This window comes from Yokenella regensburgei (assembly GCF_051486985.1).
Taxonomy (GTDB): domain Bacteria; phylum Pseudomonadota; class Gammaproteobacteria; order Enterobacterales; family Enterobacteriaceae; genus CBFFRJ01.
This window is the reverse complement of the sequence record NZ_JAHVDV010000034.1, coordinates 18,984-43,828: the sequence shown is the minus strand read 5'-3', so window position 1 is coordinate 43,828 and position 24,845 is coordinate 18,984. Positions and strand designations below refer to the sequence as shown.

Genomic DNA, 24,845 nt, shown 5'->3' with positions numbered 1-24,845 from the left:
TCCAGTGAATCGTGAGAGATGGCGGACACCATACTGGCTAAGCGGAGGATGTGCAATAAATGCAGCATGTCGCCATTGCGCTAATTTGCCTGCCGTTAATCGGGCACTAACCGGCGACAGAGATCGCGCATAAATTGTCGTAACCAGCGATGCGTCGGATCGACTTCCGAGCGCGGGTGCCACATTTGCGAGACGGTGATACCTGGCGTCTTCACCGGCAGCTCAAACGTGAACAACGCTTCCGGCGCGGCCGCGTTTATCAGAAATGAGGCCGGAACCAGCGCGATGAGATCGGTACTGCGGGCCACCGCCAGCGCCGCCGGAAAACCCGGGACAATAGCCGCAATTTTGCGCCCTGAACCGAGTTGCGCCAGCCCCTCATCAACCGGCCCCAAAAACAGACCGCGACGGGACGTCACTACGTGCGGCCAGTGGACAAATTGTGACACCGTCACCTTTTGTGTATCCGCCAGTGGATGCGAACGACGTACTACGCCTACAAATCTGTCCCTGAACAGCGCCTGAATGCGGATCTCCGGCCCCATTTCGCCCTGCACACCGATTTCCAGATCGACCAGCCCTTCCCGTAAGGGTCTGGCGCTTTTTTCAGGTTTCGCAGCGAAGCGCAGCGTCACACCAGGGGCGATGGCGGCCATTTCCGCAATCAACGTCGGCCCAAAAGCCTCAACAAAGCCCTCGTTGGCACGCAGGGTAAACCGTTGCTCAAGTGTTGCGATATTCAGCTCAGGGGCGGTCGGGCGCAGCACCATCTTTGCTTCAAAAACGGCACGCTGAGTCCGCTCACGAATGGCCTCAGCATAAGGCGTCAGCACCATATTTCGCCCTGCCCTTACCAGTAACGGATCGCCGGTGGTTTCACGTAGTCGACTCAGGGTACGGCTCATGGCTGACGCGCTAAGCTGTAACCGCCGGGCGGCTCCCGCGACGCTCTGTTCAGCCAGCAGTGCATTAAGCGCGAAAAGCAAATTAAGATCAGGTTCAGTCATTGTTGGCACGTCCGGATGGCGTATCGGTCAGATATGGCGTTTGATGCAGGTTATATCTGCAACTGCTGCGTCTTCCGCCTTATATTACCCGACAGTATAGTGACCTCAAATGCATTAACGCAGAGGTTGCAATGGAATTATTTACCGACAAACCTGGTGATGAGGGGCTGCCCGGTCGCGAACGCTGCCTGGCAATGTTTACCGTCATGATCTGCACAACCATGGCCGTGTTTGACGGCGCGATGGTCAATATTGCCTTGCCGCGCATTGCCGGTGAGCTTCAGGTTGGCGCGGGCGAGGCGGTATGGATCGTCAACGGTTATCTCCTCACCACCGCCATGACGCTGGCGATATTCTCCGCCCTTGCCGTCAGAACGGGATTCCGGTTGTTATTTTCTGCCGGCGTCACGCTCTTTACCCTGGCGTCGCTGGGGTGCGCCCTGTCTGGTTCGCTGGAGATGCTGGTCGTCATGCGGTTGTTACAGGGGATTGGCGGTGCGGCGACCCTCAGTATCGCGCCCGCTATCCTGCGGTCGATTTTCCCCAACCGGCTGCTGGGCCGGATCCTGGGGGTTAACGCCTTACTGATTGCCACCAGTACCGCGCTGGCCCCCGTCCTCGGCGGTGCCATGCTCAGCGCAGTGGGCTGGCCGTGGTTGTTCGCTATTAACATCCCGCCTGGCGTGATTGCTCTGCTCCTTGCCCTTCGCACTCTGCCCGATAAACGCACTCTCGCCCCCGGCCCTTTTGACGTGGCCGGGGCTCTCTGGTCGGCGACCATGCTGGGGGCGGTGATCATGGCCTCGACGGCCTTTTCTGACGCCGGCACGCAGAGTGCGCATTCGCTGATCACCGCCAGTATCTATGGATGCATCGCGCTTACGGCTGGCGTACTCTTTGTACGCCGCCAGCAGCACGCGCCTCAACCGCTCTTGCCGTTGACCTTATTTTCCTCAGCACGCTTTTCACTGGCGGCATTAACGTCGCTGGCTTCGTTTATCAGCCAGGGAATGACCTTTGTGGCTCTTCCTTTTCTGTTCCAGAGCGTCTACGGGTACAGTACGTTTACCTCCGCCCTGCTTTTTACCGCCTGGCCCGTTGGCATCATCCTTGCGGCTCCACGTGCCGGACGTCTTGCCGACCAACATTCACCGGCGCTGATTTCAACCATCGGGCTGGTCATTTTTACTGGCGGGTTGATACTGCTTGCACTCCTGCCAGATTGGGCATCGTGGTGGGACATCAGCCTGCGCGCACTGATTTGTGGTATCGGATTCGGCACATTCCAAAGCCCGAATAATCGTGAGATGCTGGCCAGTGCATCCCGTGAGCACAGCAGTTACGCGTCCGGGGTGCTGGCGATTATGCGAACCTTCGGTCAGTGCCTGGGTGCCGCACTGGTTGGCGTTATCTTCTCCGTCTATGCAGGCTCAGGTCTTTTCGCCGGGCAGGAGCAGGCAGTAAAGCTAACGCTCTGGCTGTCTGCGGCAGCCACGCTAATGTCGATAATTTTCAGTATAGGGCGCCTCAAAAGCGCCAGAGAGTCTGGATAACTGTCAAATCAGGGAGTGTGTGATGTATTTACGTGTGACCACTGAGATAACCGAGCACGAACAGGAAGCATTACTGGACGGTCTGCGGGCTTATAATACCCCTTTTCTCACTAAGCATAACCGGGGCGAGCTGGGCGTCTTTTGCTATGACGGTGAGGAAAAAATGACCGGCGGCTTGATAGCCAGCTGCAAAAGCGAATGGCTTTGCATCAGCTATTTATGGGTGAGCGACACGCTTCGTGGTTCAGGACTGGGAAGTGAGTTGATGCGGCGGGCTGAAAATGAAGCCGCGAAAATGGGCTGCGTGAAGGCGCTGGTTGATACGTTCAGCTTTCAGGCCCTGCCGTTTTATCAAAAACAGGGCTATCTCCTGCAAATGACCCTTGATGATTTTCCTGAAAAAGGCATTCAGCGCCACTATCTCACCAAAACGCTGGTTGAATAAGCACCGCCCTCTGCCTTCGTGCAGAGGGCGTCTGGTCATTCAGGCTCTGCCGCTGCCCGATCCCTGCCCTGTATTTTCGCCAGATACATTGCCCTGTCTGCCCCCTCTTTCAGCCGATTCGCCTCTTCATCTGCGCCAGACCCAATCAGTGAGAAACAGCCTGCGCTGATGGTCACCACTTTTTGATCCGAACCCGATTCAGCATGAGGGATTTTCGCCATTCGTACCGCCGTCACCGCCTGGCGGGCGACAAACAGCGCCGCCTCAGGACCGGTGTCCGGGAGGATAATCGCAAACTCTTCACCGCCATAACGGGCAATCAAATCAGAACTCCTTAGTTTCAGTTTCTGAATGATCTCGCCCACCATGCGCAGGCAGTTGTCTCCGGCAACGTGACCGTAGAAATCGTTATAGCGTTTGAAATAATCAATATCCAGCATCACCAGCGATACGGGCCTTTTATTCAGTGCCGAGGACTTGAGACTTTGCGCGAGGAAGAGATCAAACTGTCGGCGGTTCGCAAGGCCGGTAAGACCATCGGCGAGCGCCATGAGCTGCAATGTGTGATTAATACTGGTCAGCTCATCCCGCAGCGCGGCGAGCTCCGTCTGATTTTTCACATTCATTCGCACCTGACGGAAAACAATGGTGCCCATCAATAGCGTCCCCAGCAGCAGCATGGCGTTGAGCACAATATCCGGCAAGCTATCTTTCAGCCAGTGAGACCAGAGCGCAGGTTTGTCGTAACCGGCTGCGACCACCAGCGGGTAACGTTCAAGCCGCGCGAAGCCAAAGATGCGCTCAACATGATCCAGTGCAGAGACCCAGGTCGCGTTTCCCCTGTCCTTTTGCGCCAGTTCGCGGGTGAACAGTGGGCTCGCCGAGAGGTTTTTATTAATGACATCATCCGGGAAAGGACGGACGTATAACGCTGTGCCATCAGTTATCATCAGCGCCAGCAAATCACGGTTTTCGAGTTCGAAGTAACTGTAAAAATGCCGGAAATAATCTATTCGTATTGTTGCCAGTACCACCCCTGCAAATCCGCCTGCGGCATCGCTAATACGCATCGATACCGGAATCACCAGCTCCCCTGTCGTACGGCTGCTGATAACCTGGCTGATGTGAACATTATTATGGCCGTTACGTTGGTGATAGCGAAAATATTCTCTGTCGCTATTATTGGTTATCTGCGGAAATTTACCGAAGGCGGTGGCTTTCATGTTCCCCTGGGCATCATAAATAAAGAGACCATGAAGCTGTGGAAGACGCTCCTTCAGGTCGGTCAGGAAACTATCGAAACGGGTAGAATCAATGGCTGAAACCCCCTCTGCCGGAATGGTGCGGCGAATATCCCGCAGTGCAAGCTCCGCCTGCAGAAAGGTGTCTTCTGCCTGCCGCGCCTGGGAAACAGAAAGGTTAATGGCGCTACGCTCGGTATCCTCTATTGCCCGCTCCCATGAGCGCGTTAATGTCCAGCTACTGGTCGCAACGCCTGCCAGCAGCAGGGCAATCATAAAGAAGGTGATGCTACGACCCAGGGAAGAATCCAGCGCCAGCGCGCCCGATATCATTTTATTAATTCTCATAGTGACTCCCTCCTGTAAACTCCCTGTACACCACGTCATGCATGAAAATAGGATGATTTTTAGACAAGATTAATTTCGTGGCGGCTAAAGTATGATGGCAAATATCGTTTTCTGCGAAATATTGACTTTCTTTAAGTTAAATATCGCATGAAAAAGAGCGTAAACTACAACCCTAAGGTCTTTCTCATCACATGCCTGCTTCTGGATAAGTTAATCCTCAAGCTCGTGAATTCATCGCGATGAAATAACCCTGATGTAGCTCAGGAAGCCTGATGAGTGGAGAATAACGCGCTATTCTCCGGGTGATAGATTAACGGGAAATACGTTGCGGCCAGCAGATATCAGAAACCCCATTCAGCACCGGACGGGCAAATAAAAAGCCCTGGAAACGCTGAATACCGGCCGCTTCGAGCCAGCTCCACTCTTCAACTTTCTCAACGCCTTCGGCCACAACCGCAATTTGCATTTCAGCGCAGCAGTCAATAATTGCTTTTACAATTGCCTGCTTGGGACCGTGCTGATGAATATCCGTAACGATACTGCGATCGATTTTAAGTTTGTCCGGCTGAAACTTTGCCAGCAGGGAGAGACCGGCAAAACCCGATCCAAAATCATCAATAGCAAGGCCGATACCTGCCGCACGTAGCTGACGGATAGCGGAGGTAAACTCATCATAGCCGGAGATCACTTCGTCTTCCGTTACCTCCACAATCACCTGTTCGGGATCGAGTTTATTGCGGGTAATGTGATCGAGCAGAATGTTGACCGCACCGGGAATTTTCACCAGTGACATCGGCAGCAGGTTAATCGCAATTTTATGATTGCCAATACCCAACTGGCGGGCCATAGCCAGTGCCCAGCCTTTAGAGGCCAGATCGGCTTCATGCAGTTTATGCCCTGGGATCGTGGCAAAATACTCCTGCGGGCTGCCGCCGTTAGGCCCACGGATCAAAGCTTCCAGTGAAGATATATTACCGCGTAGCGTTTCAATAATTGGCTGGAAGGCAAACTGGCAAGGTTGATTCGCCAGTACCGGTACACTCATGTTTTCGAAGGGGGAGACCCGGGTATCCAGACGCCAGCGCGCAGGCGTAACATTTTTGACCAGCGATTTTGGCAGCGGCGCAGAGACGAAATTTCGAATGAATTTATAGACCCTGTCGTTACAGGCAAGATGATATTTTAACGTGCCGAACCGTAGAATTGACCGCAGCACGACGCTGGGTTTGTTCGTGCGTAAGTCAAATAACACCAGACCGTGATTCAGAAAACGGCGTTTAGGCGCAAAGTCGCGCATCAGTTCGACAATATCTGCATGGCGTTCATCGCCGCGGATGCGGTCATACACGGCATTCACCGCAGATACGGGGCCTTCGAGCACCTGCAGGAACTGATTACCGTCGAACAGCAGCACGCCTGTAACATTAAGCCCGGTGTTTCGAACACTCGCCCGCAGGGCAAGTTCGGACAATTGTGAAGGATCCAACGCATAGTGGAGCCGGCTACGGTAGATCAAAGTCGCTAACACTGGATACTTCCCTCAAAAAAAGTCTACACACAAAGAGTCTGACTGGGCGCTGTTACAGTAATGTAGCAAGAGAGGAGCTAATCCCGTTCACCGATTAGGGCCTTTATTCCGCACGTACTCTTCAGGTTGTTTGTCTCACCTTATCGGACGGGCAGGCAGGATAGTTTACCCACACATCAACCTTAGTTTAGCTACACTTTATTACCAATAGATTTTCTGTCAAAAGGATTGTGGCGGATTATGTCAAAATTTTGAATCACGCGTGGATATATTAGCCTGGTATGTTAATTTTTTTAGGCTATAACGGATTATCTGGCTTTGTGCATCGGGATTACACTTTTAATTTGCATTAAGTGTTTAGAATTTACCACCAGCTATTTTTTGGATGTTTTTTCCATTGCAAAAACATAACAATATTTAAATAAACCAGAGTAAGCCTCGCTAAAAAAATATTTATCCTTACTACTTTCAGTTGTCACAGCATTGATAGAAAATACTGCCGAAAAAAAATTCCAACTGACTGGTAAATAAAAATGCCATTACTGGCAGGAACTTTCCTGTTTATTGCACGATTGCACGCAGTTCATTATGGGGTTATWCATGAAGCGTAACACTCCCGTTACACAGAAAGAGCTTTTGCTTAACGAAGGCACGACGTTATTATCCACAACAAACACACACAGCCATATTACCTATGCGAATAACGCTTTTATTGAAGCGAGTGGGTTCGCTGAAGACCAGCTGGTGGGCGAACCCCATCACATCATTCGTCACCCCGATATGCCTCCTGCCGCCTTTGCAGACCTATGGTTCACCATCCAGCAGGGAGAGAGCTGGACCGGTATGGTTAAAAACCGCCGCCAGAATGGTGACCATTATTGGGTACGTGCCAATGTGACCCCCGTATATCAGCAGGGGAATTTAACCGGTTATATTTCGGTGCGTAATATTCCATCGCGACAGGAAATTAATGCCAGCGATGCGTTGTATAAAAAAGTTAATGAAAATAATTTGCGCGGTTTTCGTTTTTATAAAGGATTAGTCGTCAGACGTGGCCTGTTTTCATTTTTATCCCTTTTTCAGCGCATCAGCGTGCGTGCCCGGATGAATGCCGGCGTTATCGTTGCCGCGGCGGTAGTAATGGCCGCGCAGTTTCTTTCGCTGGCTGCGCCGGAGAAAGCCGGTCTTACGCTGCTTATGCTGGCCCTGCTCGCCTGTTACCTGCATATGCAGATAACCCGGCCCTTAAAAACCATTCTGGGGCAGATGCAGAACGTCGTTTCAGGGCGAAAATCAGACTACCACGCCTTTAACCGGGTCGATGAGATAGGCATGCTGCAACGGCTGGTAAACCAGTCTGGCCTGAATCTCAGTTCACTGGTCGGCGATGTCTCGGTTCAGATAACGGGTATTCGTAACATCAGCCAGCGCATTACGGAGGAAGGCGAATCGCTGCAAAAGCGCACCGAAGAGACCTCCGCAGATTTGCATCAGACCGCCGCGGCCGTGGAAGAGATTGCAAGCGCGGTGAGACAAACGGCGGAAACCGCAGCCGAAGCCATGAGTCGTGCCGACGAAACCAGCATCAATGCCACCAATAGCGGCAACGTCATGAAGCAAACCATTGCCATGATGCAGTCGGTATCTCAGGACAACAACAAAATTGTCGACATCATCGGTGTCATTGACAGCATCGCATTCCAGACCAACATCCTTGCCCTTAATGCGGCGGTGGAAGCCGCGCGCGCAGGCGAATCTGGCCGTGGCTTTGCCGTGGTTGCAGCCGAAGTGCGTAACCTGGCGCAGCACTCTGCTTCTGCCGCCAGGGAGATCCAGAGCCTGATTGAACAGAACGTGGCGAATGTAAAAAGCGGTGTCGAGATGGTGGAAAATACCGAAACGCATCTGACGGCGATGATCGACAATGTGCTGAATATGTCGACAATGATTAAAGAGATAGGCACGGCGACCCACGAGCAGACCCTTGCCCTTGAGCTAATCAACAAATCGGTATCCCGGATAGGCCGGATGACGCACAACAATACCGGCATGGTTGAAAACGTGACCGTCACCGCTGAAGATCTTTCAGAACGAGCCGCGCGCCTGCACCGCGCGGTGCATGTGTTTGGCGGAAGCTGATTATGGCCTGGCGGTAACCTCGTCTGATGACTGACCGCGCCGCCATTGTGCCGGACTGTTCCGAATTCGGCCTCTTGCGGTTGCACTGGTGTTACAGATAGCAGACGATGGATGTCGCGCGATGACTTGTACCGCGCCGAATGAGATGACACTCTCCTGCGTACCTCGCAGGCACCCCTTGAAACATGAACTGGATTAAGGAGCACCTATGAAGTCGAACCGTCAGGCACGTCATATTCTTGGAATGGATTACAAAGTCTCGAACATCAGGAAGATTGTGAACAAAGACGATAATGAAACCGTCGTCACCCACCGTTCTGGTCGTCAACGCCGCGAAGACTAAGAGTTTGCGTTTTCCTGCCACCCCGCCCGGGGTGGTATTTACTCCATAAAATTCATCTCCTAAATCCTGCACTCGTCAAGTATTTGGCATTTTGATGCTTTATACTGGCGCGCGCTGCAGTACACCGACGCGGCCACGCCATCGCGACGGGTTCAATGAATCAGGAGTTGTTAGATGTATTCGAAGCATAATAAAAATCGTTCTTTGTATATTCCTTATGCAGGGCCACTATTACTTGAATTCCCGCTCCTCAATAAAGGCAGCGCCTTTAGCGTCGAAGAGAGAAGCAACTTCAATCTGCTGGGATTATTGCCGGAAGTGGTGGAAACCATTGAAGAGCAGGCAGAACGTGCCTGGCTGCAATACCAGGGATTTAAAACCGACATTGATAAGCACATTTACCTGCGCAATATTCAGGATACCAACGAAACCCTTTTCTACCGCCTTGTGGAAAATCACCTCGATGAGATGATGCCGGTGATTTATACCCCAACCGTTGGCTGGGCATGTGAACGCTTTTCTGAAATATACCGCCGCGCGCGCGGTGTCTTTATCTCCTGGAATAATCGCGGCAGCATGGATGACATCCTGCAAAATGTGCCGAACCATAACATCAAAGTCATTGTCGTCACCGACGGTGAACGTATCCTGGGTCTGGGCGATCAGGGCATTGGCGGCATGGGTATTCCTATCGGCAAGCTTTCGCTGTACACCTCCTGTGGCGGTATCAGCCCGGCGTACACCCTGCCGGTGGTGCTGGATGTCGGCACCAATAATCAACAGCTGATTAACGACCCGCTCTATATGGGCTCACGCCACCCGCGTATTACCGGGGATGAGTACACCGCGTTTGTCGACGAATTTATTCAGGCCGTTACCCACCGCTGGCCGAACGTGTTGTTGCAGTTCGAAGATTTCGCGCAGAAAAATGCTATGCCACTGCTGGAACGTTATCGCGATCGCATTTGCTGCTTCAACGACGATATTCAGGGTACGGCGGCGGTGACGGTAGGGACGCTGATTGCGGCCAGCCGCGCGGCGGGTAGCCAGCTGAGCAGTCAGAAAATTGTCTTCCTCGGCGCGGGCTCTGCAGGCTGTGGTATTGCAGAACAGATTATCGCGCAGACCCAACGGGAAGGACTCAGTGAGACGCAGGCCCGCCAGAACGTCTATATGGTTGACCGTTTTGGCCTGCTGACCGACGAAATGCCGAACCTGTTGCCCTTCCAGAGCAAGCTGGTGCAAAAACGTGAACATCTGGAGCACTGGGATACCAGCGTGGGCTCCCTGTCGCTGCTGGATGTTGTGCGTAACGTGAAGCCGGATATTCTTATTGGCGTTTCCGGTCAGACGGGTCTCTTTACCGAAGAGATTATCCGTGAGATGCATAAGCACTGCCCGCGTCCTATTGTCATGCCGCTCTCCAACCCGACCTCACGTGTGGAGGCCACACCGCAGGACATCATTAGCTGGACTGAGGGTATGGCGCTGGTCGCGACCGGTAGTCCCTTTGCACCGGTGATGTGGAATGACAAAATCTATCCTATTGCGCAGTGTAACAACTCCTATATCTTCCCCGGTATCGGGCTGGGGGTTATCGCGTCAGGGGCTTCACGCATCACCGACGATATGCTGATGTCGGCCAGTGAAACCCTCGCTAAATACTCGCCGCTACTGAACAATGGTGAAGGGCTGGTCCTGCCGGAACTGAAAGACATCCACGTGGTGTCCCGTGCCATTGCTTTTGCCGTGGGCAAAGTGGCGCAGCAGCAGGGGCTCGCCGTGAAAACGTCTGAAGAGGCACTGTTGCAGGCCATCGACGATAACTTCTGGAAACCTGAGTATCGTAGTTACCGCCGCACGGCCATCTAATCGTCCCCCCGTGCCGGGTAAAGAGGTACTCTACCCGGCACGTTTTCTCTCCTGCCTTCTGATGTGGCAAAATCGCCTCTCCCACGCTACACTCCTTTTTCCCATCAACTAACTGAATAAAAGGAGGATAATTATGTCGTACTGTGAACGTTTTCTCGTTTCACATGCGTTTGGTGATCGCACCAGCTCAAGCGTTATCGGTCTCGTGCTGCGATAACTTTGGCTTGAGCGAAGCTAACTCCACTCCCTTCTCTCGGGCTTACCGGGTTATCGTCAGCGATGTTTGACGAGGCGTTATCACGCCTGTAACTCTTGAGTAAGCAATGAGCACATTACTGTCTGCACAATCATTACGTGTTGAAACGGCCTTTGGCCTCTTATTTTCCGATCTCACTTTTACCCTCAGGCAAGGCGATCGCCTTGGGCTGATTGGCGACAATGGCTGCGGAAAAAGTACGCTGTTAAAGGTGCTTGATGGCACCCTGTCTCCGGTTAACGGCTCGGTTTCTCTTGCCAGGCACTGTCTGCTGGCGCGGGTCGAGCAGCATCTGCCTGAATCTCTCCTCGCCCTGACCCTGCTGGACGCGGTCCTGGCGCAACTCCCTCAGGGCGAGCGGGAAACGCTTCGCTGGCGGGCTGAAGCCCTGTTGGCCAGCATGGGACTCAGCGAGCAGGAAATTACACTGCCTGCGGCAACCCTGAGCGGCGGGCAACATACCCGCTTACTGTTGGCGCGTGCGCTGATAACCGAGCCGGATTTGTTGCTACTCGATGAGCCCAGCAACCATCTCGACCTCCCCACACTGCTCTGGCTTGAGCATTTTCTGCAAGGCTGGCCCGGAAGTTTTGTTCTGGTCTCGCACGATCGCGTATTGCTGGACGCCGTGACGAACGGAAGCTGGATTTTGCGCGACCAGCGTCTGCACTACTTTGCCCTTCCCTGTTCCGCCGCCCGTCAGGCGCTGGATGAGCGGGATGCCAGTGATGCGCTGCGTCATAAAGCGGAGCAAAAGGAGATTGACAGAGTGACCAGCAGTGCAAAACGGCTGGCCAACTGGGGACGCGTGTATGACAACGAAGATTTGTCACGCAAAGCAAAGCAAATGGAAAAACAGGTTGAACGCCTCAAAGAGAGCCAGACGCAGCTGACAGCGGGAAGCGCCTGGCGACTCACGCTCCACGGCGAACCGCTTGTTGCCGACCGCTTACTGGAGATGGAAAACCTGCCGGTGTCTGCCGCGCCAGGACTGCCAGCACTCTTTACCGTTCCCCTTGCGCGGATAAAAACCGGCGAGAGGGTCGCGATAATCGGGCAGAATGGCTGTGGCAAATCCTCCTTGCTTCGCCATATCTGGCGGCAATGTTCAGCCAATCCCGGCGAGGCGACATTGAAGCTGCATCCGCGTTTGCACAGTGGGTACTACGACCAGACCCTCGAACAACTGTCGGATGAGGCAACGCTGCTGGAGGCACTGGAACCCTTTGCCCCCTCAGCGGAACTGCGCAAAATGACGCTTATCAGCGCGGGCTTTCCCTGGTCGCGGCACGGCCAGCGGGTGGCGTCCCTCAGCGGAGGCGAGCGTTCACGCCTGCTGTTTATCGGCTTGTCGCTGGCGCGGTACAACCTGCTGTTGCTGGACGAACCGACGAACCATCTCGACATGGCGGGCAAAGAGGCGCTGGCGCAAACGCTTTCCCAGTTCAGCGGTGGCGTGCTGCTGGTCAGCCATGACCGCGATCTGATTCGCACCAGTTGCAACCGCGTCTGGATGATTCATGGTGGTGAGTTTAGCGAGTGGCTGGATATGGACGCGGCTTACGCTTTGCTGCGCGAAACGCCCCGGTCCCTGCATGCGGCCTCGCCTGCTCCTGAAGCCTGCGTTAAACAGCAGGAGGATGCGCTGGCGTTACTCGAACGGCTTATTGCCCTTGAAACCTTGCTTCAGCAGGACCTGGCACGTAAAACGGCGCATCAAAAACCCGCCCTGCAGGCGCAATGGAAGCAGGAGATCGAGCGGATTACAGCAATACTGATGTAAGAGGTAACAGACAAAACAGGCGCCCTGGCGCCTGTTTTTTTGCTTATTGCTGCGGATGTTGCCCTTTCCAGGCCTCAAAGGCGGATTTGATCTCCTGCTTTGCGTTTGCCGCGTCGTTATAGCCATTCAGCTCAACTTTTTTACGGCCTTCCGGCAGGTCTTTGTAAACGCGGAAAAAGGCCTGCAGGCGCTCCTGCTCAATCTTCGGCAGGTCGGCTACCTCTTTGATGTCATCCCAGGTAGGGTCAACTTTGCTGACCGGAACGGCGATAATTTTGTCATCTTTTTCTCCGCCATCGATCATTTTCAGTACACCAATGGCGCGCAGTTTAATAAGCGTGCCGGGTGTTAGCGGGGCGCGGGTATAAAAAATGACATCCAGCGGGTCGCCATCACCGGCAAGGGACTGTGTCAGCGAGCCATAGTTGGCCGGATAGGCCACCGGCATCGACTGGAAGCGATCGGCAATAATAAAACCGGTTTTTGCGTCGGTTTCATATTTTATGATGCCGCCCGCCGGGATCTCAGTAACGGCATAGAACTCTTCCGGATTATTGTCAGGCTGAGGAAAGTCGAGGATATTGTCTGCCTGCACTGAAGCGGAAAGGAAAAGGCTGACAGCAAGGATTTTTTTAACCAGATGCATTGATGTTGGCTCTTTGTTATTGAAAAAAAACAAAATAAGCGCTAATAGTGACGAATTCATGACAATAGCGGTGCATTTCAGTGACCTGCTGGCGCACTTCTTATCACCTGGCTGGAGAACATATGGCTACCTCATTGACCGGACTGGATGTTCTGTTTATCGCGGGCTTTGGTCCCATTCCCCGCGATGTGCAGGAGAGTAAACAGCTCTATCAGGGCGCGCTGGGTCTTCCTCTTACGGGAATGGAGGGCAATGAAGAGTATCTGGTGGTCGAACATGGCGCCCTGGATGGTGCAAAACATTTCGCACTCTGGCCTCTGCACCAGGCCGCAGAATCCTGTTTCGGTACTACCGAATGGCCGGCAGATATTCCGGTCCCCCAGAGCTGGATAGAGTTTGAAGTTCAGGATCTGGCGAGTGCGACCCGGGTGCTCAGGGACAGGGGCTACCGGTTACTGGTAGAGAATCGTCAGGAGCCCTGGGGTCAGAGCCTCACGCGGCTGCTGAGTCCGGAAGGGATGCTGGTAGGCTTAAGCATCACGCCCTGGATGAGAGACTGATATTTCAAACGCAGGCCGCAGTCACCCTGCGGCCTGAAACTTCAGGCCAGTGCGCGTCGTTCCGCATGGCTACGTTTTGCTACCGTACGTCCGTACATCAACAGTGACGACATGGCGGAAAACGACAGCAATGCCGCCGGTAACGTAACATAGTCCCAGCTCAGCCCGAGCGTAATCATCAGTCCACCGCTGTAGGCACCGAGCGCACTGCCAAGGTTAAAGGCAATCTGGCCACCAGCCGCCCCCATCAGCTCCCCGCCTTTCGCATTCTGTATGAGCAAAATTTGTAACGGTGCGGCAAGGGCAAACAGACCGGCACAACAGATAAAGCCCATCGACAGGGATGCCAGTTTGTTCTCACCCAGGGTAAACAGCAGGAGTAAGGAAAGCACGATCACAAGATCGGTGGTCGCAGCAATACGCAGCGGACTAAAGCGCCCCGACAGCCTGCCACTCATCAGATTGCCCAGTACCATACCAAGACCCATCAGCATCATGATGATGGTCATAAACAGCTCTGAGAAACCCGAAACGTTCAACATAAAGGGTTTGATGTAGCTAAACCAGGCAAACACCCCGGCATTGCCGAACAGGGTGGCAGAGAAAATGAGCCAGGGTTCAGGCTTTTTCAAAAAGCGAAACTGCTCAGACAGGCGCGCCTCTGATTTGTCATACAACGTTGGCACCCAGAGTATGACTGACAGGATAACCAGAACGTTAAAGACGGCAATAATAAAGAAGGTGTAGCGCCAGCTAAAGGTATGGCCTAACCAGGTTCCGAACGGCACGCCCGCCAGATTGGCGACCGTCATCCCCGCCACCATCCCGGCGACGGCCATTGTCACTTTCCCCGGCGGGGCTATCTTCGACAACAGGATGGTGCCGACGCCAAAAAATGCCCCATGAGGGAAACCGGAAACCAGTCTGCCGATGGCCAGCATGGTGTAAGAGGAAGAAAAGGTAAAAATCACGTTACCTACGGCACACATCGCCACCAGAAATAACAGAATACTTTTCAGCGAAAATTTTCCTGAAAAGAGCGCAATAATCGGTGCGCCAATGACAACGCCAAAGGCATAGAAGGCAATCATATTACCGGCGGAAGGAAGAGTGATGCTGACATCATTTGCCAGCTCGGTGAGCACACCCATGATGCCAAACTCCGCCATGCCAAGGCCAAACGTGCCGAGCGCCAGTGAAAAAATTGTTTTTTTCATCCCACAACCACATGTTTAAAAATTGCAGCGGGCATTATCAGCTATTCCTGAAGTGTGAACCAGATCAAATCTACTGCCTGCCCGCTTAGTCCATAAAATCGCAACAGATCGTGAATGTCCGGCGCTGTGTTACGCGAACTTCCTGACTCAGGCTTACACTGATTAAGACCTGTCATTGTTAATCAGCGAAAGGAAGTACGTCATGGGAAATAAGAAAAAGATCAACACCCTTCCGGCGGCGCCGGCGGCTCCGGCGCTTAAAAATAAAGCCTATGAGAAAGAGCTTCGTCATCAGCATGAGGAGCTGGTGAAACTCCAGCAATGGGTGGTGGCAAAGGGTCTGAAAGTCTGCATCGTGTTTGAGGGACGCGATGGCGCCGGTAAAGGCGGCACCATTAAAGCTATCACCGAGCGCGTCAGTCCACGGGTTTTTCGGGTGGTGGCACTGCCGGCACCGACCGAGCGTGAGAAAAGCCAGCTCTACCTTCAGCGCTATGTCCCCTACCTGCCCGCTGCCGGAGAAATCGTGATTTTCGATCGCAGCTGGTATAACCGCGCGGGCGTTGAGCGGGTAATGGGGTTTTGTACTCCTGAGCAAGTCGACAAATTTCTCGAAAGTGCGCCAATGATGGAGCGCACCATAGTCGAGTCCGGCATTATTTTGCTCAAATACTGGCTGGAAGTCTCGCCACAGGAGCAGGAGCGCCGCCTGCGCGATCGCATCAACGACGGGCGTAAAATCTGGAAACTGTCGCCGATGGATATCAAATCGTTCGATCGCTGGGATGACTACACCGTCGCCCGTGATGCGATGTTCGCAGCAACCGATACTTCCTGGGCCCCCTGGTTTGTTGCCCGGTCGGAAGACAAAAAACGCGTGCGGCTGAATATCATTACTCACCTGCTCTCTCAGGTTCCTTACGAGGCGCTGCCCGCCGATGCGGTTGACCTGCCGAAACGTAAAATAGGCAAAGCCAAACCCAGCAATTATCCCTTCCGAATTATTCCGGAACCGTTCTGACGCCACCGCGATGTTCGCGCGCGTCGCCCCGCTCCAGGGAACGCCCCGGAGCGGAGAAGAGATGCTTATTTGATGCCCTCGGCACTCTCTTTTTTCGCTTCCATGCGCTCAACGTCACGATACCAGCGCGGGTGGTGTTTCTGTGCCCAGCGGCGGCTCACCTTCCCTTCGATCATCCCCTTTATCGACCCTTTTACCCAGAACGCCATATACATATGGATAAGAATGGCGTGGATGAGAATGATAGCCGAGGTCGCGTGAATCAGCAGGCTGTAGCGAATGACCTGAATCGGGAAATAGTGGGCAAACCAGGGACGCCAGATAATAATGCCCGTCACCAGCAGCACGAACATCATGCTCATGATGGTCCAGAACATCATCTTTTGCCCCGCGTTATATTTGCCGACTTTTGCGACCTTATGCTCGTTCCCTTTCAGCACTTCAACAATGCCTTTCACCCACGGAATATCCTGCCTGTCCGGGATGTTGTGGTGTACGAAGCGCACGAACATAAACATCAGCAGCACGAAAACCAGCACGCCGAAGAATGGATGCAGAATGCGCCCCATCTGCGGCGTCCCAAAGGTTTCCGTCAGCCACTGCAGGGTCGGAAAGAAGAATGAAATTCCCGATACCGCCACCAGGAAAAAGCAGATAACTACCGTCCAGTGACAGGCGCGGTCGATAAACTTCGTGCGCACAATCCATGATTTACTCATGATGCTCCTCCTCGTCATCATCCACCTCTTTGTTCGGCCCGATACCGATGTAGTGATAAATCAGCCCGGCAAAGGTGGCGATAAAGCCCATTGCGGAGAGCGGCTTGAGTGCCCCTTTCCACAGACTAATCGAGGTGTCGATCGCCGGATCTTTCGGCAGGTTATGGTACAGCTCCGGCTGGTCGTTATGGTGAAGCACATACATGACGTGCGTTCCCCCCACGCCCTGCGGGTTATACACGCCTGCGTTTTCGTAGCCGCGCGCTTTTAGCTTATCCACACGCTGCTGCGCCACCTCCAGCATCTCGGTTTTAGTACCGAAGTGGATGGCCCCGGTCGGGCAGGTCTTCACACAGGCAGGCTCCTGCCCGACGCTGACGCGATCCACACACAGAGTGCATTTATAGACCCGGTTATCCTCTTTACTGAGGCGCGGGACGTTAAATGGACAGCCCGCGATGCAGTAGCCGCAGCCAATGCAGTTATCCTGCTGGAAATCCACGATGCCGTTGGCGTACTGTATAATCGCCCCGGCAGACGGACAGGCCTTAAGGCAGCCCGGATCTTCACAGTGCATACAGCCATCTTTGCGGATTAACCACTCCAGCTTGCCATTCTGGTCGGTTTCGCTAAAACGCATCACCGTCCAGGATTTGGCGCTCAGATCGGCCGGGTTGTCGTAAACCCCGACGCAGTGACCCACCTCATCACGGATGTCGTTCCACTCCGAACAGGCCACCTGGCAGGCTTTACAGCCCACGCAGGAGGAGACATCGATAAGCTTGGCGACTTCTGCCTTGTAATCCCGCGCACGAGGCGCGGGCGTCAGCGCGTTTGTCGCGGAGCGTTTAATAATGTCCTGTGTTTCCATCGCCATTTATTCGCTCCTTACGCTTTCTCGATGTTCACTAAGAACGCTTTGTACTCCGGCGTTTGCGAGTTGGCATCCCCGACGTTAGGCGTCAGGGTGTTGGCGATATAGCCCTTCTGCGCCACCCCTTCAAAGCCCCAGTGCAGCGGAATACCGACGGTTTCCACCTGCTGCCCATGCACGTTCAGGCTCTGCAGACGGCGGGTCACCACTGCCACCGCGCGAATAAAGCCGCGCTTGCTGCTCACCGTCACGCGATCGCCATTGGCAATCCCCTTCGCTTTCGCCAGCGTTTCACTGATCTCCACAAACTGTTCCGGCTGCGCGATGGCGTTTAGCCGCGCATGTTTGGTCCAGGTGTGGAAATGCTCGGTCAGGCGGTAGGTGGTCCCCACGTACGGGAACTTGTCCTTCTTGCCTAAACGCAGCACGTCGTCTTCGTAGATACGCACCACCGGGCTTGAGACCACGTTCGGGTGCAGCGGGTTGGTGCCAAGCGGCGTTTCCATCGGCTCGTAGTGTTCCGGGAACGGCCCTTCCGCCAGCTTGTCGAGGGCAAACAGACGCCCCAGCCCTTCCGGCTGCATGATGAACGGCCCGGTTTTGCTGCCCGGTGCGGCGGTGTTGAAGTCCGGGATATCATTTCCCGCCCACTTCGATCCGTTCCACGCGATCAGCATCCGTTTGGGATCCCACGGCTTGCCGTTGATGTCCGCCGACGCACGGTTGTACAGCACCCGGCGGTTAAGCGGCCACGCCCATGCCCAGCCCAGCGTATTGCCAAGGCCTGACGGGTCGGCATTGTCGCGGTTAGCCATCTGGTTACCCTGCTCGGTCCAGCTGCCAGCATAAATCCAGCACGAGGAGGCCGTGGTGCCGTCATCACGCAGCAGCGCAAAGCTGTTCAGCAGCTGGCCTTTCTTCGCCAGCAGGGTGCCGTTGGCGTCATAGAGATCCGCCAGCGCCACGCCGTTGTTCTCTTTGGCCACTTCCTCTGACTCAGGATGGTCCGGCTGCTTATAGTGCCAGCTCATCTTCAACAGCGGCTCGACCCCTTTCCCCCCTTGTGTGCGGTACATTTCACGCAGGCGATGGTAAATGCCCGCGAGAATTTCGCCGTCGTTACGCGCTTCACCCGGTGCATCCTGGCCCTTCCAGTGCCACTGCAGCCAGCGCCCGGAGTTGGCAATAGAGCCGTCCTCTTCCGCAAAGCAGGTGGACGGCAGACGGAACACTTCGGTCTGAATCGAGGTCGGATCGACGTCGTTGGATTCCCCGTGGTTCTGCCAGAAGGTCGAGGTTTCGGTCACCAGCGGATCGATAATAACCATGTACTTCAGCTGACTCAGGCTGCGCACCACTTTGTTTTTATCCGGGAACGACGCAACAGGGTTAAAGCCCTGGCAGATATACCCCGTCACGTGGCCCTTATCCATCATGTTGAAATACTTGATGACGTCATACGACTGATCCCACTTCGGCAACCATTCAAAGCCCCAGTCATTCTCCTTTTGCGCTGCATCGCCGTAGAAGGATTTCATCAGACTGACGGCAAACTTCGGATAGTTACTCCAGTAGTTCACCTGGTCCGGCAGCGTGGCTTTTGGCGTATTCGCCGTAATCCAGCTCTGGAAATCGGACTGTTTTTCTGATGGCAGCGTCAGATAACCCGGCAGGCTGGTGGAGAGCAGGCCAAGATCGGTTAACCCCTGAATGTTGGAGTGACCGCGTAGCGCGTTCACGCCGCCGCCCGCCATACCCATGTTACCGAGCAGCAGCTGGATCATCGCCATGGTGCGGATGTTCTGCGCACCCACGGTGTGTTGCGTCCAGCCCAGCGCATACAGGAAGGTGGTGGTCCTGTCTGCGGCACTGGTCGAGGCCAGCACTTCGCACACTTTCAGAAAATCCGCTTTCGGCGTACCGCAGATATTCTCCACCACGTCAGGGGTATAGCGCGAGACGTGCTGTTTCAGCAGGTTCCATACGCAGCGCGGGTCGGTGAAGGTTTCATCGCGTTTCGCGTAGCCGTCTTCGTCGAACTGATAGTTCCAGGATGACTTATCGTACTGGCGTTTTTCGGCGTCATAGCCGCTGAACAGGCCGTCTTCGAAGGCAAAATCGTCCCGTACCAGCAGACTGGCATTGGTATAGTGTTTAACGTATTCAGCGTTGATTTTGTTGTTTTCAATAAGGTACAGCAGCACGCCGGAGAGGAACGTAATGTCCGTACCGGAGCGGATCGGCGCATAGATATCGGCCACCGACGCCGTACGCGTAAAGCGCGGATCGACGACGATGAGTGTCGCATCGTTGTTGTTTTTTGCCTCCATCGCCCAGCGGAAACCCACCGGATGGGCTTCAGCGGCGTTACCGCCCATCACCATCACGACGTTAGCGTTTTTGATATCAACCCAGTGGTTGGTCATCGCACCGCGACCAAATGTTGGAGCAAGACTTGCTACCGTTGGTCCGTGTCAGACGCGTGCCTGGTTGTCTACCGCCAGCATGCCGAGAGAGCGCACAAACTTTTGCGTCAGCATGCCGGTTTCATTGCTGGCCGCCGAGGCACAAAGCATCCCGGTGGAGAGCCAGCGGTTGACCGTGACGCCCTGCGCGTTCTTTTCAATAAAGTTGGCGTCGCGGTCGGCTTTCATTAATTTTGCAATGCGGGAGAAGGCCTCATCCCAGGTGATACGCTGCCATTTGTCAGAACCTGGCGCACGGTATTCGGGGTAGCGCAGACGGTTTTCGCTGTGAACGTAATCCAGCAGGCCTGCCCCTTTCGGGCACAGCGCCCCACGGCTTACCGGATGATCCGGATCCCCTTCAATATGGTAGATAGCTTCTCTGGCGTTCTTCGCACCATCGCCCAGGCTGTACATGAATAACCCACAACCTACGGAACAGTAGGTGCAGGTGTTTCGAATTTCTTTTGCGCGAAGTAATTTGTAATTACGCGCCTGAGCCAGCGCCATTTTTGGCGCAAAACCCAGTGCGGCGACCGTGGTGCCGGCCATACCTCCCGCGCAGATTTTAAAAAATTGTCTGCGACTGACGTCCATTGCTTTCCTCATTGTTTTCAGGCAACTTCGCGCAGAAAACTAACAGCAATATCCCTGCTTAATTTGCGGCAAATCAAAATCGCAGTGGACCAACTTCTTAATAGTCTTTTTCATCGCATTTCCCTACCTCTTTTGAGGTGGAAATCCGGGCGTGTCGATGGCGATGATTGCGCCACCTGTTCATTTGAACTAAAATAATTTTCAAATGAACAACAGGAGCGCTTCCATGCAACTCTATACACCTTCTGGTCGGGCTATTCCGCATGACCTGCTCAGTATGCTGGGCCTCCCCGCAACGGCTATCGCCGCGCATGACAGCATCAGCGTGGGTCTGGATGCAGGTGTAGTCCGTGACATTGCCGGTGCTGTGGCGCTGGACGAAGTCACCCTCTGCAGAATGGCGGGCATTGATCGTAATACCTACAATCGCCGCCTGAACAGTGCTGAAAAACGCTTTTCTCCGGAACAAAGCGCCAGGGTCTATACCCTCGCCAGAGTCATCAGTGCCGCCCGGGAACTCTTTAATGGCGACAGTGAAAGAATGGCAACCTGGTTAAACAAACCGGCAAAAGGGTTAGGCGGAAAAAAACCGGCGGAGCTGCTCTCCACCCCTGCTGGTGCGGAAGCGGTGCTGGCACTGATTGGCCGTATTGAACACGGTGTTATCGGGTAATGGAGAACATCACCTTCTGGCGGCTGGTGAAAGACAAATATGCCACAACCGCCTTTGATGGCTATGGCGCACGCACCTTTGGCGGGCGCTGGAATTCGCCGGGACAGGATTGCGTCTATCTTGGTTCCTCGAAAGCGCTTTGTGTCCTTGAAACGCTGGTGCATCTGGAAATCGAAGATATCGCCCTGGGTTACTGCTTTTTGACCATCAATGTGCCGCGCACCCTGGTGGCGACGCTCGATCTGGATGCCCTGCCCGCCGACTGGCAATCCGACCCTGCCCCTGTATCAACGCAACATATCGGCGATGACTGGCTGGCCTCCAGCAAAAATGGTCTGGTACTGCGCGTTCCAAGCACGATTACGGGTGAGTGGAACGCGTTATTCAACCCGGCACACCCGCAGGCGGCGAAGGTGCTTAAAAGCCTGCAGGCAGAACCTTTTACGCTCGATCCCAGGCTCAGTCGGCCGTGCTAACGTTTTTACCGATCCCCGCCAGGCTGAACCAGACCGTTATCGCGACCAGCATCAGTAGTGCTCCAGCCGTACCCAGCGCCACACTGTGGGAGGAGATAAATGCCGTTTTCGCCGCAGAAATCACCGCCTCTCCCAGCGGCACTGGCAGATCCGACGCCAGCTGGAATGCCTCGCCAACAGATGATGACGCCTGCCCGGCCTGTTGTTCGCTCAGGCCGTCTGGCAGCATAATGGACGACGAAAAGCTGCGGGTCAGAATCAGGCCAAACAGTGCAATACCCAGCCCTGCGCCCAGTTCATAACCCATAGTTTCAATGGCTCCGGCGGCGGCGGCTTTCTCTTTCGGGGCCGCGGCCATAATCGCCGCAGTGGACGAAAGCAAGGCGCTGGCGGCACTGAATCCCAACAGCGCCATCAGAATCCAGGCCTGAGTTTGTTGCGTCGAAAAGTCGGTGACAGAGAGCCCGAGAAAGCTGACGCCGCTTAATGTCATCCCCCCTGCAGCCACCTGACGCAAACCCAGACGGGAGACCAGCATACCGGCGATGGGACCGCTAAAACCACTTGCTACCATGACGGGCAACATAAACAAACCGGCAGCAAAGGGGGTAAACCCATGCACGAACTGCAACTCCTGGGCCATTAACAGCTCAAACCCCACCAGCGCAACCATTGCGGCTAACGCCATCGCGACGCCGGAGAGGATAACCCGGTGGGTAAACAAGCGCAGGTCAATCATCGGCACCGTGGCGGCAAGCTGCAGGCGTACAAAGGCCAGTAATAACACTGCGCCCGTCAGAAATACCGCCGCCACGCCCCAGGTGGCAACACTTCCTTTGAGCGCTGTTTTTGCACTCCACACCAGCATAAGGATGGCGGCGATTAGCATTAAAGCCTGCATCAGGTGCAGAGGTTGTTGTGCACTTCCCCGCTCTGTCGGCACAAAACGCGCGGTCAGCGCCATCACCAGCAAAACGAGAGGCACGTTCACCAGAAAAACAGCACCCCAGTGAAAATGCGCCAGTAACCAGCCACCGATCAGCGGGCCGAAGGCCGCACCGCCGGAACCCACCGCAGCCCAGACCCCCAACGCCATATTCCGGTGCTCTTCCCTGGAGAAGGTGGTGCGGATCCCGGCAAGGGTAGCAGGAACAATCATCGCTGCTCCCACCGCCAGCAGCGCCCGTGAAGCAATAAGTTGTTCTGCGCTGGCCGAGAAGGCCGCCAGAAGTGATGCCACGCCAAACAGCCCACTGCCCAACAGCAGCAGGCGTTTGAAACCAATACGGTCGCCCAGTGCTCCCATTGGCAGCACCATACCCGCCATGACCAGAGAATAGATATCGATAATCCATAGCAACTCGTTTCCACTGGTTGCAAGCTCCGCGCTTAAGGTGGGCGACGCCACATGCAGCACCGTGGCATCAATCGCCACCGGAATGTAGACCAGCACAATAATGACCAGCGTTAACCACTGACGAAACATAACACCCTCTTTTCAGTATCAATGTTGGACCGATGTCCAGAATCACGATCCTACGGAATGTTGAACGACTGTCCAGCTTTTTGTTAAACTTCGTTCAATCAACATTTAAGGAGGTCAGATGGCTTATCTGCATCGGGATGAACGGCGGGAGCACATTGTGCAGGCGGCAATGCGTGTCGCGCTCGCCGAAGGGTTCAGCGGTATGACGGTACGCCGCATTGCGGCAGAAGCGGGCGTGGCGACAGGCCAGGTACACCATCACTTCTCCTCCGCCGGGGAGTTAAAATCACAGGCGTTTATTCGCGTTATCGCTGAACTGCTTGAGGCGGATGTGGTGCCCCCCTCCGCCAGCTGGCGGGCACGGTTACATTCGATGCTGGGCAGTAATGAAGGGGGTTTTGACCCCTATATCCATCTCTGGCGGGAAGCGCAGCTTTTGCTAAATAAAGAGCCCGACCTGAAAGGCGCTTATGCACTGACGATGGAGATGTGGCACCGGAAGGTGGTGGATATTCTGCACGCGGGGGCAGAGACGGACGAATTTACGCTTACGGATACAGCAGACAATATCGCCTGGCGCTTGATAGCCCTCGTCTGTGGACTGGACGGCATCTATGTGCTGGGCATGTCAGATGTCGATGATGCAGCGTTCGATCGACATCTGGATGCCATGATCACCCGGGAGCTGTTTTACGCCCCTTCCCCATGAAGATTAAAACGTGACATTGTCACCTCAAGATCATCCACGCTGAAGCCGTACCGCGGATCGTCCGTTCCCAGCCCAAAACGCTGCTGCAGCAAGGCATGCAGCGCTTTCGCATCCGGCGCAACATACTCTTCTGTCACATGGCCGTTCTGCCAGGCGGTGAAGTGATAGTTTGTCAGCGTCAGTTTTACGCCGTCAGGCAGATGGCGGCACATCAGCAGGTGATGCCGAAAATGCGACTGTGGCCAGTGTGCCGAATGGAAGTTACCCATCACAAAATCCGACTGATACTGCTCTACCATCTCAAGCCGGTACATCGACTGCCATTTTTCATGATGGCGGAACTGTAAAAGCCAGTCAGGGCCGTCCTGCTGTAAGCGATAAAGTCCGTGCGGCGTCGGCTGCTCGATGTCGGCGATCAGACGCACCGGTGCGGTCAGCGTCTGCCCGCCAAAGCCAACATCCGCCAGCCAGTGTTCGTCCCCCAGCGTCACCAGCACCACGCGATGGGTGCGCGGCGGCATATGCGCAGGATTAGACATCACCACCCGGCCAAGCAGGCTACGGACCGTAAAACCGATTTCACGCAGCACACGCTCGAAGAGTCCGTTCTGCTCGAAACAGTAGCCACCACGGCGGGCCACCACCAGTTTGTTAAAAATGGCCTCATCGGTCAGTTCAATTTCCCTCGGCAGCACCACGTCCACATTTTCAAAAGGGATCGCCCCGTTGTGATGTAAATGCAATGACCGCAGCGTCTCGATGTTAACGGCGGCTTGTTCTGTAAAGTTAATACGGGCGAAATAGGCGTCCAGAAAAGGGGTCATGACCAGCTCCTGCAATTGATGTCCTTCTGTTATAACGCATTTTTTCCGCCCGACAGGCGATTT

At 54.5% G+C, this 24,845-nt stretch carries 21 protein-coding genes; 11 read left to right on the top strand and 10 right to left on the bottom strand.

Annotation, left to right across the window (positions count from 1 at the left end; translation table 11 throughout):
• Positions 1-95: 95 nt before the first annotated feature.
• Positions 96-1,007: a LysR family transcriptional regulator gene (locus KXR87_RS19755; RefSeq protein WP_437433918.1), complete on the bottom strand. Its 912-nt coding sequence runs from the start codon at positions 1,005-1,007 to the stop codon at positions 96-98.
• A 131-nt stretch (positions 1,008-1,138) separates the two neighbouring features.
• On the opposite strand from KXR87_RS19755, the gene KXR87_RS19750 reads away from it, so the two are divergent.
• Positions 1,139-2,560: an MFS transporter gene (locus KXR87_RS19750; protein ID WP_437433917.1), complete on the top strand. Its 1,422-nt coding sequence runs from the start codon at positions 1,139-1,141 to the stop codon at positions 2,558-2,560.
• Positions 2,561-2,582: 22 nt separating this feature from the next.
• Positions 2,583-3,005: a GNAT family N-acetyltransferase gene (locus KXR87_RS19745; protein ID WP_437433916.1), complete on the top strand. Its 423-nt coding sequence runs from the start codon at positions 2,583-2,585 to the stop codon at positions 3,003-3,005.
• Positions 3,006-3,040: 35 nt separating this feature from the next.
• On the opposite strand, the gene KXR87_RS19740 is transcribed toward KXR87_RS19745, so the two are convergent.
• Both KXR87_RS19740 and KXR87_RS19735 read right to left on the bottom strand, forming a co-directional pair.
• Positions 3,041-4,594, bottom strand: coding sequence for a diguanylate cyclase (locus KXR87_RS19740; protein WP_437433915.1), 1,554 nt, complete (start codon positions 4,592-4,594; stop codon positions 3,041-3,043).
• Positions 4,595-4,904: 310 nt separating this feature from the next.
• On the bottom strand, positions 4,905-6,122 hold the full coding sequence (locus KXR87_RS19735; protein ID WP_437433914.1) for a diguanylate phosphodiesterase: 1,218 nt from the start codon (positions 6,120-6,122) through the stop codon (positions 4,905-4,907).
• Positions 6,123-6,722: 600 nt separating this feature from the next.
• On the opposite strand from KXR87_RS19735, the gene KXR87_RS19730 reads away from it, so the two are divergent.
• The 4 genes from KXR87_RS19730 to KXR87_RS19715 all read left to right on the top strand — a co-directional run bounded on the left by KXR87_RS19730 (position 6,723) and on the right by KXR87_RS19715 (position 12,515).
• A complete protein-coding gene (locus KXR87_RS19730) occupies positions 6,723-8,261 on the top strand; it encodes a methyl-accepting chemotaxis protein (RefSeq protein ID WP_437433913.1) in 1,539 nt (512 codons plus the stop codon).
• Between the two features lie 208 nt (positions 8,262-8,469).
• Positions 8,470-8,604, top strand: coding sequence for a stationary-phase-induced ribosome-associated protein (sra, locus tag KXR87_RS19725; protein WP_437433912.1), 135 nt, complete (start codon positions 8,470-8,472; stop codon positions 8,602-8,604).
• A gap of 174 nt (positions 8,605-8,778) precedes the next feature.
• Positions 8,779-10,476 carry an NAD-dependent malic enzyme gene (locus KXR87_RS19720; protein ID WP_437433911.1) on the top strand — a complete coding sequence of 566 codons (1,698 nt, stop codon included), beginning with the start codon at positions 8,779-8,781 and terminating at the stop codon, positions 10,474-10,476.
• Positions 10,477-10,799: 323 nt separating this feature from the next.
• Positions 10,800-12,515 carry an ABC-F family ATP-binding cassette domain-containing protein gene (locus KXR87_RS19715; protein ID WP_437433910.1) on the top strand — a complete coding sequence of 572 codons (1,716 nt, stop codon included), beginning with the start codon at positions 10,800-10,802 and terminating at the stop codon, positions 12,513-12,515.
• Positions 12,516-12,558: 43 nt separating this feature from the next.
• Here the strand turns inward: KXR87_RS19715 and KXR87_RS19710 are convergent, their stop codons facing one another.
• A complete protein-coding gene (locus tag KXR87_RS19710; protein ID WP_437433909.1) occupies positions 12,559-13,161 on the bottom strand; it encodes an inorganic diphosphatase in 603 nt (200 codons plus the stop codon).
• Positions 13,162-13,283: 122 nt separating this feature from the next.
• On the opposite strand from KXR87_RS19710, the gene KXR87_RS19705 reads away from it, so the two are divergent.
• Entirely contained in the window at positions 13,284-13,721 is a 438-nt protein-coding gene (locus tag KXR87_RS19705; RefSeq protein ID WP_437433908.1) for a VOC family protein, read from the top strand.
• A gap of 41 nt (positions 13,722-13,762) precedes the next feature.
• On the opposite strand, the gene araJ is transcribed toward KXR87_RS19705, so the two are convergent.
• The gene (araJ, locus tag KXR87_RS19700) at positions 13,763-14,938 is read right to left on the bottom strand and encodes an MFS transporter AraJ (protein ID WP_437433907.1); all 1,176 of its coding nucleotides are present in this window, start codon (positions 14,936-14,938) and stop codon (positions 13,763-13,765) included.
• A 202-nt stretch (positions 14,939-15,140) separates the two neighbouring features.
• Here araJ and ppk2 point away from each other — a divergent pair, with 202 nt between their 5' ends.
• Positions 15,141-15,959 (top strand): polyphosphate kinase 2, encoded by an 819-nt coding sequence (gene ppk2, locus KXR87_RS19695; protein WP_437433906.1) that lies wholly within the window; start codon positions 15,141-15,143, stop codon positions 15,957-15,959.
• 65 nt (positions 15,960-16,024) lie between these two features.
• Here the strand turns inward: ppk2 and fdnI are convergent, their stop codons facing one another.
• From fdnI to fdnG, 3 genes are read right to left on the bottom strand one after another with little or no spacing between them, the layout of a single operon-like run.
• Entirely contained in the window at positions 16,025-16,678 is a 654-nt protein-coding gene (gene fdnI / locus KXR87_RS19690) for a formate dehydrogenase-N subunit gamma (protein ID WP_437433905.1), read from the bottom strand.
• On the bottom strand, positions 16,671-17,555 hold the full coding sequence (fdxH, locus tag KXR87_RS19685) for a formate dehydrogenase subunit beta (RefSeq protein ID WP_437433904.1): 885 nt from the start codon (positions 17,553-17,555) through the stop codon (positions 16,671-16,673). The genes fdnI and fdxH overlap by 8 nt, the downstream gene beginning before the upstream one ends.
• Before the next feature lie 11 nt (positions 17,556-17,566).
• A complete protein-coding gene (gene fdnG, locus KXR87_RS19680) occupies positions 17,567-20,614 on the bottom strand; it encodes a formate dehydrogenase-N subunit alpha (RefSeq protein ID WP_437433903.1) in 3,048 nt (1,015 codons plus the stop codon).
• A 226-nt stretch (positions 20,615-20,840) separates the two neighbouring features.
• Here fdnG and parS point away from each other — a divergent pair, with 226 nt between their 5' ends.
• Positions 20,841-21,287 carry a type II RES/Xre toxin-antitoxin system antitoxin gene (gene parS, locus KXR87_RS19675; protein WP_437433902.1) on the top strand — a complete coding sequence of 149 codons (447 nt, stop codon included), beginning with the start codon at positions 20,841-20,843 and terminating at the stop codon, positions 21,285-21,287.
• The gene (locus KXR87_RS19670; RefSeq protein ID WP_437433901.1) at positions 21,287-21,763 is read left to right on the top strand and encodes an RES family NAD+ phosphorylase; all 477 of its coding nucleotides are present in this window, start codon (positions 21,287-21,289) and stop codon (positions 21,761-21,763) included. Before parS ends, KXR87_RS19670 begins: the two co-directional genes overlap by 1 nt.
• On the opposite strand, the gene KXR87_RS19665 is transcribed toward KXR87_RS19670, so the two are convergent.
• Positions 21,747-23,249: a SmvA family efflux MFS transporter gene (locus KXR87_RS19665; RefSeq protein WP_437433900.1), complete on the bottom strand. Its 1,503-nt coding sequence runs from the start codon at positions 23,247-23,249 to the stop codon at positions 21,747-21,749. The genes KXR87_RS19670 and KXR87_RS19665 overlap by 17 nt on opposite strands.
• 118 nt (positions 23,250-23,367) lie before the next feature.
• Here KXR87_RS19665 and KXR87_RS19660 point away from each other — a divergent pair, with 118 nt between their 5' ends.
• Positions 23,368-23,958 (top strand): TetR family transcriptional regulator, encoded by a 591-nt coding sequence (locus KXR87_RS19660; RefSeq protein WP_437433899.1) that lies wholly within the window; start codon positions 23,368-23,370, stop codon positions 23,956-23,958.
• Here the strand turns inward: KXR87_RS19660 and KXR87_RS19655 are convergent.
• A complete protein-coding gene (locus tag KXR87_RS19655) occupies positions 23,940-24,782 on the bottom strand; it encodes an arylamine N-acetyltransferase (RefSeq protein ID WP_437433898.1) in 843 nt (280 codons plus the stop codon). The two genes, KXR87_RS19660 and KXR87_RS19655, sit on opposite strands and share 19 nt — an antisense overlap.
• Positions 24,783-24,845: the final 63 nt, after the last annotated feature.

Bases quoted from the DNA above. Each gene is read 5' to 3' on its own strand.
- ppk2 (WP_437433906.1), top strand. From the start codon at position 15,141: ATGGGAAATAAGAAAAAGATCAACACCCTTCCGGCGGCGCCGGCGGCT.
- KXR87_RS19755 (WP_437433918.1), bottom strand. From the start codon at position 1,007: ATGACTGAACCTGATCTTAATTTGCTTTTCGCGCTTAATGCACTGCTG.
- araJ (WP_437433907.1), bottom strand. From the start codon at position 14,938: ATGAAAAAAACAATTTTTTCACTGGCGCTCGGCACGTTTGGCCTTGGC.
- KXR87_RS19710 (WP_437433909.1), bottom strand. From the start codon at position 13,161: ATGCATCTGGTTAAAAAAATCCTTGCTGTCAGCCTTTTCCTTTCCGCT.
- parS (WP_437433902.1), top strand. From the start codon at position 20,841: ATGCAACTCTATACACCTTCTGGTCGGGCTATTCCGCATGACCTGCTC.
- KXR87_RS19705 (WP_437433908.1), top strand. From the start codon at position 13,284: ATGGCTACCTCATTGACCGGACTGGATGTTCTGTTTATCGCGGGCTTT.
- sra (WP_437433912.1), top strand. From the start codon at position 8,470: ATGAAGTCGAACCGTCAGGCACGTCATATTCTTGGAATGGATTACAAA.
- KXR87_RS19740 (WP_437433915.1), bottom strand. From the start codon at position 4,594: ATGAGAATTAATAAAATGATATCGGGCGCGCTGGCGCTGGATTCTTCC.
- KXR87_RS19720 (WP_437433911.1), top strand. From the start codon at position 8,779: ATGTATTCGAAGCATAATAAAAATCGTTCTTTGTATATTCCTTATGCA.
- KXR87_RS19655 (WP_437433898.1), bottom strand. From the start codon at position 24,782: ATGACCCCTTTTCTGGACGCCTATTTCGCCCGTATTAACTTTACAGAA.
- KXR87_RS19665 (WP_437433900.1), bottom strand. From the start codon at position 23,249: ATGTTTCGTCAGTGGTTAACGCTGGTCATTATTGTGCTGGTCTACATT.
- KXR87_RS19715 (WP_437433910.1), top strand. From the start codon at position 10,800: ATGAGCACATTACTGTCTGCACAATCATTACGTGTTGAAACGGCCTTT.
- fdnI (WP_437433905.1), bottom strand. From the start codon at position 16,678: ATGAGTAAATCATGGATTGTGCGCACGAAGTTTATCGACCGCGCCTGT.
- fdxH (WP_437433904.1), bottom strand. From the start codon at position 17,555: ATGGCGATGGAAACACAGGACATTATTAAACGCTCCGCGACAAACGCG.
- KXR87_RS19730 (WP_437433913.1), top strand. From the start codon at position 6,723: ATGAAGCGTAACACTCCCGTTACACAGAAAGAGCTTTTGCTTAACGAA.
- KXR87_RS19745 (WP_437433916.1), top strand. From the start codon at position 2,583: ATGTATTTACGTGTGACCACTGAGATAACCGAGCACGAACAGGAAGCA.
- KXR87_RS19660 (WP_437433899.1), top strand. From the start codon at position 23,368: ATGGCTTATCTGCATCGGGATGAACGGCGGGAGCACATTGTGCAGGCG.
- KXR87_RS19750 (WP_437433917.1), top strand. From the start codon at position 1,139: ATGGAATTATTTACCGACAAACCTGGTGATGAGGGGCTGCCCGGTCGC.
- KXR87_RS19670 (WP_437433901.1), top strand. From the start codon at position 21,287: ATGGAGAACATCACCTTCTGGCGGCTGGTGAAAGACAAATATGCCACA.